General features: G+C 67.3%; 9 protein-coding genes and 1 pseudogene. 5 read left to right on the plus strand and 5 right to left on the minus strand.

The genetic code is table 11. The features are described from left to right. The first annotated feature begins 79 nt into the window (after window positions 1–79). Window positions 80–964, plus strand: a complete 885-nt coding sequence (locus ACQEV2_RS30585; protein ID WP_433048480.1) for a hypothetical protein — start codon at window positions 80–82, stop codon at window positions 962–964. On the opposite strand, the pseudogene ACQEV2_RS30590 reads toward ACQEV2_RS30585, so the two are convergent. The 3 genes and pseudogenes from ACQEV2_RS30590 to istA all read right to left on the minus strand — a co-directional run. After that, window positions 957–1,124: pseudogene (locus tag ACQEV2_RS30590) on the minus strand (site-specific integrase); the annotation flags it as partial. The gene ACQEV2_RS30585 and the pseudogene ACQEV2_RS30590 sit on opposite strands and share 8 nt — an antisense overlap. Before the next feature lie 50 nt (window positions 1,125–1,174). Next, window positions 1,175–1,945 carry an IS21-like element helper ATPase IstB gene (gene istB / locus ACQEV2_RS30595; protein ID WP_391335784.1) on the minus strand — a complete coding sequence of 257 codons (771 nt, stop codon included), beginning with the start codon at window positions 1,943–1,945 and terminating at the stop codon, window positions 1,175–1,177. Beyond that, a complete protein-coding gene (gene istA / locus ACQEV2_RS30600) occupies window positions 1,942–3,294 on the minus strand; it encodes an IS21 family transposase (RefSeq protein WP_433034770.1) in 1,353 nt (450 codons plus the stop codon). The genes istB and istA overlap by 4 nt, the downstream gene beginning before the upstream one ends. A 259-nt stretch (window positions 3,295–3,553) precedes the next feature. Between istA and ACQEV2_RS30605 the strand changes: the two genes are divergently transcribed. Beyond that, on the plus strand, window positions 3,554–3,892 hold the full coding sequence (locus ACQEV2_RS30605; RefSeq protein ID WP_433048483.1) for a DUF6233 domain-containing protein: 339 nt from the start codon (window positions 3,554–3,556) through the stop codon (window positions 3,890–3,892). Here the strand turns inward: ACQEV2_RS30605 and ACQEV2_RS30610 are convergent. Continuing rightward, window positions 3,889–4,755, minus strand: a complete 867-nt coding sequence (locus ACQEV2_RS30610; protein WP_433054892.1) for a Ku protein — start codon at window positions 4,753–4,755, stop codon at window positions 3,889–3,891. The two genes, ACQEV2_RS30605 and ACQEV2_RS30610, sit on opposite strands and share 4 nt — an antisense overlap. A 334-nt stretch (window positions 4,756–5,089) precedes the next feature. Here ACQEV2_RS30610 and ACQEV2_RS30615 point away from each other — a divergent pair, with 334 nt between their 5' ends. Together ACQEV2_RS30615 and ACQEV2_RS30620 are read left to right on the plus strand one after the other, a co-directional pair. Further along, window positions 5,090–5,584 carry a hypothetical protein gene (locus tag ACQEV2_RS30615; protein WP_433048486.1) on the plus strand — a complete coding sequence of 165 codons (495 nt, stop codon included), beginning with the start codon at window positions 5,090–5,092 and terminating at the stop codon, window positions 5,582–5,584. A 188-nt stretch (window positions 5,585–5,772) separates the two neighbouring features. After that, on the plus strand, window positions 5,773–9,531 hold the full coding sequence (locus tag ACQEV2_RS30620; RefSeq protein WP_433048489.1) for a tetratricopeptide repeat protein: 3,759 nt from the start codon (window positions 5,773–5,775) through the stop codon (window positions 9,529–9,531). A 347-nt stretch (window positions 9,532–9,878) separates the two neighbouring features. Here ACQEV2_RS30620 and ACQEV2_RS30625 read toward each other — a convergent pair whose 3' ends face one another. Continuing rightward, window positions 9,879–10,775 (minus strand): DUF2510 domain-containing protein, encoded by an 897-nt coding sequence (locus ACQEV2_RS30625; protein WP_433048492.1) that lies wholly within the window; start codon window positions 10,773–10,775, stop codon window positions 9,879–9,881. Between the two features lie 486 nt (window positions 10,776–11,261). On the opposite strand from ACQEV2_RS30625, the gene rlmN reads away from it, so the two are divergent. After that, entirely contained in the window at window positions 11,262–12,368 is a 1,107-nt protein-coding gene (rlmN, locus tag ACQEV2_RS30630) for a 23S rRNA (adenine(2503)-C(2))-methyltransferase RlmN (RefSeq protein ID WP_433048495.1), read from the plus strand. Window positions 12,369–12,456: the final 88 nt, after the last annotated feature.

The raw sequence follows: 12,456 nt of genomic DNA on the forward strand, positions 1-12,456 counted from the left end.
GGTGATTCGTCAGTTGCTTGAGGCGGGCACTTTGGTTGATTTTGATGTGATCTACATGTCATGTCGCTAGGGTCGTGGCATGGAGCCGAACCGCGTGATCGTGGTGGATGAGATCGTTCATGAGGCGTACCGCCTCGAAGCCATCCTGTCGTCCAAGGATCCGAAGCTCACCCCGGCAGTGATGGAAGATCTCCGGACCTCGCTCGCAGAGATCCGGGATCGACTTGCTCATTACAACCAGCAGTTGACGGCGAGGTATCTCGACCCGGATTTCCTCAGTGCCATCGTTCAGTCTGCGGCCCATCCATATCGCGCTGAACGCGTCACACCGCTAGGGCGCGGCGGGTTTCTAGCATTCGTGGAAGTGGCAGAGGATACGTTCGAGTTGCCTGGATATGGCGGGGATGAAACCGGCGTTGCGAGTACCGAGGTTCCAGTCTCGATGTATATCGATTCTGATGACGAGGGCGCGATCTCCACTATCATCCAGCGCGTTCAGGAACTTGCGAGTGTGTTGGGCTATGAGGAGATAGGGGAGCCAGAGGTACGTCGCGGCTCCATCTTCAGAAGGTCGCGTGCTGTTGCTCAAGTGGGCATCGACGAGTTGAAGAGTCGGCTCATGAAAGTCGAGCGTGGGCTTGAACTAGCGCAACTTGACCTCCGCCAAGCTGAGGTCAACGTCAAGGAGAGCGAAGCTGTTTCTAACTTGTTGACCGCGCTGGAGACGACTGAACGTGTCTGCCTCCAAGTCGGTTCGGTGTTCATCGTCAAGTATGTTCTTGCTGGTCGCCAAGTAGTGCTGGTTCGCAATTTGACGCAACTTGAGATGCACGCCTTGACCCGCTACCCCGAGATCCAGACTCGTCCAGAAGATGCCATGCAGGCTCTCGCCACCGCCATCGCCACCCTGCCGGAGTCGGACGGAAGTGGCGATGACGATGCCGTTGCGCAGGGTGCTACCTGAGACGAAGCATTGAATTCCCGGCCTTCCGCGTGCGCTCCTGGCTCGTTGGCATGAGGTGTGCGTACACCCTCAGCGTCAGCGCCGGGTCGGTGTGCCCCAGATACTGGCTGACGGCCTTGATGCTCTCCCCGGCGTCCAGCAGGACGGACGCGTAGAAGTGTCCCCGTACTCGTGTGAATGCACCACCAAGTACGGGGATATGTGCACCACTCAGGCCACGTCGGTGTCTCGCTCGATGGCCTGGAGCCGGTTCTTGAGCCGGTAGCTGTTGCCGTTGATGGGAACGACCTCGCAGTGGTGCAGGAGTCGGTCGAGGATGGCGGTGGCGAGGACCTCGTCCCCGAAGACCTGGCCCCATTCGCTGAAGGTCTTGTTCGAGGTCAGGATGATCGAGCCCTTCTCGTAACGCTTGGAGATCACCTGGAACACCAGGTTCGCCTCGGCTCGCTCGAGTGGCTGGTATCCCACCTCATCGACCACGAGAACGCCCGGCCGCAGATAAGTGCCGAGCTTGCTGGTCAGCCGACCTGCCGCTTCGGCGGCCTTGAGGTTGCGGACCATGTCGTCGAGGCTGGTGAAGTAGATCGAGTAGCCGGCCCGGCAGGCCGCGACGGCCAGGGCGACGGCGATGTGCGTCTTGCCGACGCCGGGCGGGCCGAGCAGGGCAACGTTGGCCTTCTCCTCGACGAAGGAGAGGCTGGCGAGATCCTTGACCTTGCGGGGGTCGAGCTCGGGCTGGAAGGAGAAGTCGTAGTCGTCCAGCGTTTTGTGGTGTGGCAGCTTCGACAGCCGCAGGCCCTGCCGAAAGCGCCGGTCGTCCTTGACGGCGAGTTCCTCGGACAGCACCAGGTCCAGGAAGTCGAGATAGCCCATCTTGGCCTCGTCAGCCCGCTGGATGTACTGGTTCAGGGCGTCGGCCAGGTGAGGCAGGCCGAGCTTGACGGCCGTGGTGCGGATGCGGGTGCCGGTCAGCTCGCTCAACGGGCTTCCTTTGTCGGAGTGTTGGAGGTGAAGGGTCGGGTGCCGGTCAGCTCGTCATAGACCGACAGCGGACGGCGGCCGACCTCGACGCGGGCGGCAGCGGCCCGGTTCAGCAGGGCCTGTAGCGGGCTGGCCTGCGGCTCGGGCGAGGGGTCCCGGCGGGGCGAAGCCGGGCTGTCGCCGGTGGTGACGCGGCGGCCGGCGCCGGTGGGCAGACCGTCCCAGTGCCTGTCGTCGACGATGCGGGCGCCGCGGCCAACAGCCCGCGGATGGGCGGCCAGCAGAGTCTCACCGTCCGAGCCGGGGACCGTGGAGTGCAGCGTGACCTGGGACTTCGTGGCCCGGATCTCGACCAGCTGACGGGGGCGGACCCTGCGGGCGGGCACCGAGTAAAGGTTCGCGTCGAAGGCGACCAGGCAGTCCTTGCCCACATGCCGCAGTTGCCGCTGGGCGACCACATACGGAGTCTCGGGCAGCGGACGCAGGGCCATGTGGTCGCGCACCGCCCGATGGCCGATGACCTCGCCATGAGTGCCATGCACCTTCGCCCGCCGCAGCGGCACCCAGGCTGCGAAAGCGGCGTTCATCTCCTCGATGGACGCAAACGCCCGCCCGGCCAGCACGTGATCGCGGACGATGCCGACCTGCCGCTCGACGCGGCCCTTGCCCTGCGGCCGGTAGGCAGCCAGCACATCGATGTCGAAGTCGTAGTGCCCGGCGAACGCGACCGCCTCCGGATGCAGCGGGACCGCCTCGCCCGGGGCGACGTGCCGGCGCACGACGGTCTTGGTGCGGTCGTAGACGATCGTCATCGGCACCCCGCCGAAGTGCGCGAACGCCTGTCGGTGGCAGTCGAAGAAGGTCGCCAGGTCCTGGCTGGCGGTGAAGCAGCAGAACGGGTCGCGCGAGTACGACAACGTCATGTGGAACGAGTAGACCTTCGGAATGCCGACATGAGCGAGGACCTTGCCCTCATCACCCCAGTCCACCTGGGCCTGAGCGCCAGGGACCACCTCGAACCGGCGGTGCAGACCGGCCAGTTCACCCGGGCTGATCCCGAGTTCCTCGGCGATCCTGGGCCTGGCCTCCTGCAGGTAGAGCTTCACCCGCTGGTAGTTGATCGCGACCCCGTACTCCTGGACCAGGCGCTCGTGGATCACCGCCCCCTTGAGCAGGATCTCCGCCCGCAGCATCGCGTCGATCAGCGGGGCAACCTCGTCCACCACCCGCCGCCGCGGCTGCCCGTTCGGCTCCCGCTGCGGCGGCGCAGCCGCCACCTCACCCGACAGGTACTTCGCGACCGTGCGGCGGTTCAGTCCGGTCTCCTTCGCGATCTCCCGCAGGCTCATCGCGCCGGACTCATACAAACCGCGAAACCGCCGAAGCTCCAGCCAGCGATGCGGATCCAAGACCACCGTCAGCCGCCCCTCTGCCACCCGAACCGACAGCAGCAGACTCGCGGCCCATGCCCCTCACCGCATCAAGAACGGTGCACTCTCATCCGTACGAGGTGGTGCACGTTCACTTGTACGCGGACAAGAAGTGTCTCAGGGCGTGCATGCCGTGCTCACGCGCCGACTCGAACTTGCCCCCCGGCCCGGCAAACGTGTGAACGATCCAGTCCTGCCGAGACTCGCCCTGCTCCGCTTTCTGGAGCGCGTGCAGCTACGGGACCTGGAACGCACCCGACGGTGGATCGCCGAGGAGGAGCGGCGGGAAGCCGAGAGCCGGCGCGGCCGGGCGGCGCGGCCCCCGGCCCCGGACTGGCTGATCGAGCAGAGCCTGAGCCGGGATGTGCCACCGGTCTACGTGCACGTGGGCGGCTGCCACATGGCGGGCAAGCGGTCGAAGGGTGTAGCGCGCGAGCAGGCGCTCCGAGCGCTCGCGGACCGGGTGGATCCATGCCCGCACTGCCGACCGGACGCGGCGCTCGGCTTCGTGGACTAGGCGCTGCGCGGCCGTCGCCCCGACGTCTTCTTCGCCGCGGTCTCCTTCTTGGTCGGCTGCTTCTTCGCCGTGGTCTTCTTGGCTGCTGTCTGCTTCTTCGGCAGCTCGACTTCCGCCGACTGTTCGCCCCGGGAGGCCTTCGCCCTGGCCACGGACTCGTTCAGGGCGGCCATCAGGTCGAACACCTTGCCCCCCGTCTCTTCCGCCTCGGGTGCCTCGGGCAAGGGCTTGTCCTCACGCTTCGCCTCGATGATCTGCGCCAGCGCGTCGGTGTAGGTGTCGCGGAACTCCGGCCCCTCCAGGTCGTCGCGGCTCATGTTGTCCATGAGTGCCAGGGCGCCCTCGATCTCGTCCTCGGTCAGCTCCACAGGCGGGGGCAGCAGCTCGGAGGGGTCGCGGATTTCGTCCGGCCAACGCATGGCGTGCAGCACGATCACGTCGTCCTTTACCCGCAGCAGCCCGAGGCGCTCCCGCCCGGACCAGGCGTACTTGGCGACTGCGACCTTCGCCGAACGCGACAGGGCCTGAACGAGCAGCTTGTAGGGCTTGGCCGCGACCGGCTGGGAAGGTTGGAGGTAGTAGCCCTCGCCGATGCGGATGGGGTCGATGGATGCCAGCGGCACGAATGCCTCGATCTCGATCGCCTTGGCGGTCGGCAGCGGGAGCTCCCGGAGATCCTCGTCGTTGATCGGGATGGCCTGGGTTTTGGTCAGCTCGTAGCCCTTGCCGATCTCATCGCTGGTGACCTCCCGGTCCTCGACCTCGCAGTACTTGCGCACCCGGACACGGCCCATGTCCTCCAGGTGGTACTGGTGGAAGCGGATGCTGTGGTCCTCGGTGGCGCTGACCACGTTGATCGGCACCGTCACGTTGACTGAACCAGCGACCGTAAACCAGCAGGTCAGGCACTCTCTCTGCTATCTTCCGGGCCGTGCTCGGACATGGTGGTTCGGAAAGAGGCTGACGGGTTTGTACTGCCGGAGGTAGGCCGGCTGGTGGAGACCGCCGACTCATAGATGCCGACCGGTTGGCGGAGGCTCACGACGACGTCCCGGGCTGATCGGGTTCGTGTTGTGCCAGTCGATGAAATGTATCAGTTTAGAGGTAGTGGTCCGCTTACGTGATAGTTAGGAATGATCGTCTTTGGTGGGGAGGATGTAGCGCGATAGCCGTTTCACGGGGAAAGGGGCAGGCCGCATGGTGATCGAAGCCGGAGTAGTGACCGGATATTTGATTGCGTGGGCGGTGAGCAAGGTCCATCGAGTGGCCGATGGCCTGGTCGATCCGTCTATCGATGCGGGGCTGGGCAAGCTGCGGGCGGTAGTGGCCGCCAAGCTCGGCGCGCACCCCGCCCTGGATGATCTGGCCGAGGAGGCCGCCACCGATGAGGGGGAAGTCAGCGAGTTGACCCGTCAGCAGGTGGAGTTGGCGGTCACTGCCGCAGCGCTCAAAGACGACGAGTTTGGCCAGGCTGTCACCGAGGCGGTGGCCCAACTGCGTGCCGCTGAGCAGGCTAGCGGCATTTCAGTGGTGACCGGCGCCGGGTCGGCGGTGTTCACCGGAGACGCCCACGCCCAGGCAAGCGGTGACGGGTTCGCTTTCGGGCAGGTCGGCGGGAGTGTGCATATGGACCGCGGTTCTGCGGACGGAGAGCGGCCGGACCCTTCCGAGCCGGGGCGGTCACGCCCCTGACCGTACCCGGAGCATCCGGTGGCACGGCCGCGACGGCGCAGTGGCCAGCCGCTCCAGCCCACCAGCCACCTGGGCACATCCACGCGGAGCGTGGCGGTACCAGTTTCGGGCGTGTCTTCGGGAACGTGACGGTTTACAAATACGGTGGGTCTGCGTCGCGGCCGGTGCGCTCGGTGTACCAGCGGCAGGTGGAGCGGATCGCCCCACCGCAGTTGCTGGGCCGAGAGGCTGAGCTGGCCGAGCTGGCAGGTTTCTGCCTGGATGAGCGTCGCGGTCCCTACGTGTGGTGGCAGGCCGGGCCGTGGGCGGGCAAGTCCGCGCTGCTGTCCACGTTCGTGCTCAACCCGCCTGCCCCGCCCGCCGCCGGCGGAGTGTGGCTCGTGTCGTTCTTCATCACTGCCCGGCTGGCCTCGCAGGACACACGGGAGGCCTTCACCACCGCACTGACAGAGCAGCTGTGTGCACTGCTCCACCAGGAACTCCCGGCCAGCAGCGATGAAGCAGCCCGGGAAGCGGCAATGATGGATCTGCTCGCCCAGGCCGCGGCCGTGAGTCAGCAGGCAGGTGGCCGGCTGGTGCTGGTCGTTGACGGGCTGGACGAAGACCGCGGCGTGACAACCGGGCCGAAGGCACACAGCATCGCCGGACTGCTGCCCAGCCGGCCTCCGGCCGGGATGCGGATCATCGTCGCCGGACGGCCCAACCCCCCGATCCCCGACGACGTGCCCGACTGGCACCCACTACGTGACCCGGGCATCATCCACCTGCTCAGCGACTCCCCGCAGGCCCGGGATCTGCAACGACTCGGCCAGTCCGAACTCAAGCGTCTGCTCGACGGCAGCCCCATCGAGCAGGATCTGCTGGGCTTGCTCACCGCCGCCCGGGGCGGCCTCTCCGGCCCCGACCTGCGTGAGCTGACAGGCGCGGATCTGGTGACCATTGAGGAGATATTGCACACCGTGGCCGGGCGCACCTTCACCCGCCGTCTCGCCGGCTGGGCACCGGACGACGGACGACAGGTCTACCTGCTCGGCCACGAGGAACTACACAACGCCGCCTGCCACTACCTCGGCCATGACCGCCTGGCCCACTACCGGGAGCGGTTGCACACCTGGGCCGAGGACTACCGCACACCCACCGACGGTCGGCCGCCGTGGCCGCCGCACACCCCCGAATACCTGCTGACTGGCTACCCTCGCGTGCTGGCCACCGCCGGCGACACCAACCGCCTGACCGCCCTGGCCATCGACCCGGCACGCCACGACCGGATGCTCGACCTGTCCGGTGGCGACACCGCCGCCCTCACCGAGATCAAAACCTGCCAAGACCTACTCCTGGACTGCCCGGAACCGGACCTGTACGCCCTGGCCAGGCTGTCCCACCACCGCGGACAACTCGAATCCCGCAACGCCCACGTCCCCACCAAGCTCCCCGCCCTGTGGGCCAGCCTTGGCCAACCCAACCGGGCCGAGCAGATTGCCCGAGGCCTCACCGACCCGCGGGAGCAGGCGCGGGCGATGATCGGGGTGGCAAGGGCGGTCGCTGAGGCCGGTGACCATGACCGGGCTGCCGGGCTGGCCGCAGACGCCGAACAGATCGCCCGCAGCATCACCGAACCGGCCGATCAGGCGAAGGCGCTGGCCGTGGTGGCAGGGGCGGTGGCTGAGGCCGGTGACCATGAGTGGGCTGTCGGGCTGGCCGCAGACGCAGAGCAGGTCGCCCGCACCGCCCCCGTGCCGTGGCAGCAGGGGCTGGCGCTGGCTGAGGTGGCTGAGGTGGTGGCTGAGGCCGGTGACCATGAGCGGGCCGCCAGGCTGGCCACAGACGTCGAGCAGTTCGCCCGCACCCTCACCGACTCGGACCAGGCGTGGGTGCTGGCCGGGGTGGCTAGGGCGGTGGCCGCGGCCGGTGACCATGATCGGGCCGAGCAGATCGCCCGCACCCACACCAAATTGCACGAGGAATGGGCGTTGGCCGGGGTGGCTAGGGCGGTGGCCGCGGCCGGTGACCATAACCGGGCCGAGCAGATCGCCCGCACCATCACCGACCCGTGGCAGCAGGTCCGGGCGTTGATCGCGGTGGCTGAGGCCGGTGCCCCTGAGCGGGCTGCAGGTCTCGTCGCAGACGCCGAACAGATCGCCCGCACCATCATCGTGCCGGACGATATCCCGCGGATGAGGGACGAGCCGGACGGAATCGCGCAGACGACGGCCGAGGTGGCTGGGGCCGTGGCCGTGGTTGGTGACCATGAGCGGGCCGAGCAGATCGCTCGCACCATCACCCACCCACAGGAGCAGGCGCGGGCGTTGATCGCGGTGGCTGGGGCGGTGGCTGAGGCCGGTGCCCCTGAGCGGGCTGCAGGTCTCGCCGCAGACGCCGAACAGATCGCCCGCACCATCACCAACATTGCGCGACAGGGGTACGAGGTGATCACGGTGGCTGGGGCGGTGGCTGAGGCCGGTGCCCCTGAGCGGGCCGAGCAGATCGCCCGCACCTTCACCGGCCCCGAGTACCAGGCGCAGGCGCTGGCCAGGGTGGCTAGGGCGGTGGCCGAGGCCGGTGACCCTGAGCGGGCTATCGAGCTGGCCGCAGACGCCGTGCAGATCGCCCGCACCATCACCGACCCCCTGGAGCAGGGGTACGGGAGCGCGGAGATCGAGGTGGCTAGGGCGGTGGCTGCAGCCGGTGACCACGAGTTGGCCGAGCAGATCGCCCGCACCGTCCCCAACCCGCATGGCCAGGCGGAGGCACTGGCCGACGTGGCTAAGGCGGTGGCTGAGGCCGGTGACCATGAGCAGGCCGAGCACATCGCCCGCACCGTCACCGAACCGCATGGCCAGGCGCAGGCACTGGCCGGGGTGGCAAGGGCGGTGGCTGAGGCCGGTGACCATGAGCGGGCCGAGCAGATCGTCCGCACCCTCCCCCGCCCGTACGAACAGGTGGGGGCGCTGGCCGGGGTGGCTGGGGCGGCGGCTCAGGCCGGTGACCATGAGCGAGCTGCCGGGCTGGCCGCAGAGGCTGAGCAGATCGCCCGGACCCTCACCGACCCGTACCAGCAAGTGGGGGCGCTGACCGGGGTGGCTAGGGCGGTGGCCGCGGCCGGTGACCATGAGCGGGCCGAGCAGATCGCCCGCACCCTCACCGACCCAGTGGATCAGACGTGGGCGCTCATCCATGTGGCACAGGTAGTCGGTCCACCGCAGGCTGGTCACTTCTTGGGCATGGCATTCGCGGTGGGGGCGTGGCATTCGCCTCTACCGGCGTTGGCAAGGTTTTACCCGCGGGAGGCCATTCGCTTCGCTGACGCCGTGTACGCAAACGACAGCACTGCAAGGCTGTTGGAAGAACGCACACACGTCACGGAAACGGACCATCCCAATACTCTGCAAGCCCGGGCCCGCCTCGCCTATAAGACGGGTACGGCCGGAGATCCAGCCGGCGCGGCAGCCATACAGGAGGAACTCCTGGTGGCCTGTCTGCGCGTGCTCGGCCCGGACCACCCCGACACCCTCACGACGATGGGCATCCTCGCCCACTGGCGTGACGAAGCCGGAGATCACTCCGGCGCCGCAACAGCGTGGAAGAGGCTGCTGACGGCTCGCGTGCGGGTACTGGGGCCCGACCATCCCGACTCAATCACAGCCTGGGACCAGCTGGCGTCGTCCCGGGCCAAGGCTGGCGACCCAGAAGGCGCCGCGGCCGCCACATCAGAACTGGCAGCCGGGCTTATGCGCCTCCTGGGCCCGGACCACCCCCACACCCTCGCCGCACAAGGCCACCTCGCCTACCACCAAGGCATGGCAGGCGACGCTAACGCGGCAGCGATCGCATTTACTCAGCTGCTGGAAGACTGCCTCCGCACCATGGGCCCGGACCACCCCGACACCCGCGCCACCCGGGAATGCGCTGCGTACTGGCAAGCCAGAGCCAAGGAAGAGGCTCCATGAACACGCCCGCCTACCATCACCGGCCTGCCCAGCCGCGGCAGCGAACGCGGTCGGTGTCGCCTGGCTGGCGAACATTCGCGGCTGTCCAGTCGACCGGCGACAAGGTTCCTTCGAATCCGCGGCCCTGCCTCCGTGCCGACGAAGCCGCATGAGGTGATTCCCGCTGTTGGCTTCCAGAACACAGCGGTGCAACGAGCCACGCTGGTTCAGAGAAGTGACCAGGCCGAACGAGATGGCGCCAGACCAGATGGTTCGGGGCATGCCAGACCTCCGCGATTACCCCGAGCAGCACCAGCCTAAGCCCACGCGCGTCCCGTACATTCGCTCCTGACGCGGGCCGCGGCGGCCTACGCCGCAACGCCTGGCGCGTGCGGCGGCCAGCCCTGGTACATGTCACCCTGCCGCCTGTGCTCCGTCCACGCCGTCCCGTCCCACCAGCGCTCCAAGAGGGGGCCTTCAGATGTCTGTCCTGGATCTGGATACCAGCCGGGAGGAGCAACAGTGAACTGCGGAGGGGTGGCAGGACCGAACAACTTGTCCTCTTGGGATTCGACAAGTTCTTTGAGGTCCTCATAGTCCCAGCTCGAGGGTCGGAATCCGTAGACACTGGTCATCGACCATGCCCAAGGCACCCGCGCTGTGCGTCGGCCCCTCTGACGATCCCGAAAGGCCTTGACTGTTTGCCTTGAACGCGCACGTAGCCTCAGCGCACGCCAGATCCAGGCGATCGGAATTGAGACGGGGAAGGTCACGATGTTGATCATCGAGACGTACGGGCGCAGCATGTCAAGCCACCAACGCCGCCAGCGGTCCGTTGGCAGGTCCCCGTAGACGCATAACGTAGCGACGATCCGAAGGTCGCTGTCGTCGCGTCGTTTCCGGAGCAGGCGCCAGGATGGTGGTGTCATGCCGGTGGCACGTCGGGCCGCCTCTAGGTGCTCAAACGTTTGCCGGTCCCACCACTTGGTCTGGGCGAGCCCCCTTGCTGTCCACCACACCTCGCGCCGGCATGAGGTGTAGAAAGTACGCACGGCCCCTTCGATCACCCCATCGAGTGCTGCAATCTCTTCCGGGATCAATGCTGCGCTGCGGTAGGCCACCAGGTTGTTGAAGTCGCGGATCATCGCATCCATCGCCTCGCCGCTGCCAACCCGGGCGTAGTTCTTCGGTCCGCCCCCGAGCCGTTCGATGATCGCCCGCAGGGTCGGTGGGATGGCGCTGAGTGCTGCAGTCTGCGGCTCCATGGGCACTAGTGGAGCAGCTGCCATCAGCACGCGTAAATGGGGGCTACCGCTAGATCAGACTTCAGAACGAAAGGCTGTGGGTGGCTCTACGGATGTTGCACTCTCCCAGCGCGACGGGGCGGTCCGTAAGAGGTACTAGGCCAACGCCGCCTCTGCACCAACGCAACCCATGGAGTCAGTGGCACTCAGCGCGGACGAGACACGGACGATGGTTCCCCCCTATCTAGACCTTTATGTGTAGCCGTGCAGGTCACAGCTGGAACGGGTGCAGCATCGAAGACACTCTGTGAATCCGCTGCTGTCGCTGACCCCGGGCGGGACCGTGAGACTCTCGCACCCGGCGATGTACCAGGTCACACGGCCATTGCCGGGCCGTCCGTGGGCCGTCTGAGGGTGGCCTAAGACGGCCAATAACGACCGCCAACGGCCACCCTGCCAGGCAACCGCCGCAGGTCACAGGAATCGATCTGCGACACTGGACGGGCCATGCCTAAGCCCGGAGAACTCACTTTCGTCGCCCCGCGCGGAGCCAAGAAGCCGCCGCGGCACCTTGCCGACCTCACGCCCGCCGAGCGCAAGGACGCCGTCGCCGCGATCGGCGAGAAGCCGTTTCGTGCCAAGCAGCTCTCGCAGCACTACTTCGCGCGGTACGCGCACGAGCCGGAGCAGTGGACCGACATCCCCGCCGGTTCGCGCGCCAAGCTGCGGGAGGAGCTCTTCCCGGAGCTCATGACCGTCGTACGGCATCTGTCGACCGACCAGGGCGACACGCGCAAGACGCTGTGGCGGCTGTTCGACGGGACGCTCGTCGAGTCGGTGCTGATGCGGTACCCGGACCGGGTGACCATGTGCATCAGCTCGCAGGCGGGGTGTGGCATGAACTGCCCGTTCTGTGCAACCGGGCAGGCGGGGCTGGACCGGAATCTGTCGACCGCCGAGATCGTCCACCAGATCGTGGACGGGATGCGGGCGCTGCGGGACGGAGAGGTCCCGGGTGGGCCGGCGAGGCTGTCCAACATCGTCTTCATGGGCATGGGTGAGCCGCTCGCCAACTACAACCGGGTCGTGGGGGCCATCCGACGGCTCACCGATCCCGAGCCGGACGGGCTGGGGCTGTCGCAGCGCGGGATCACCGTCTCGACGGTCGGCCTCGTCCCGGCCATCCACCGGTTCGCCGACGAGGGCTTCAAGTGCCGGCTCGCGATCTCGCTGCACGCGCCCGACGACGAGCTGCGCGACACCCTCGTCCCCGTGAACACGCGGTGGAAGGTGCGAGAGGTGCTCGACGCCGGGTTCGAGTACGTCGAGAAGTCCGGGCGTCGGCTGTCCATCGAGTACGCCCTCATCCGGGACATCAACGACCAGGCCTGGCGCGGTGACCGGCTCGGGCGGCTGCTCAAGGGCAAGCCGGTGCATGTGAACCTGATTCCGCTGAACCCGACGCCCGGGTCGAAGTGGACCGCCTCCCGCCCGGAGGACGAGAAGGCGTTCGTCGAGGCCATCGCCGCCCATGGTGTACCGGTGACGATCCGGGACACCCGTGGTCAGGAGATCGACGGGGCCTGCGGTCAGCTCGCGGCCACCGAGCGGTAATCTGAGCGCGTACACCCGTACGTACATCTGCATATTCCGACAGGGGAGCGCCACAGCGCTGAGAGTGCGGCACCGGCCGCAGACCCTC

It is taken from the genome of Streptomyces sp. CA-251387 (genome assembly GCF_050936625.1).
Taxonomy (GTDB): domain Bacteria; phylum Actinomycetota; class Actinomycetes; order Streptomycetales; family Streptomycetaceae; genus Streptomyces.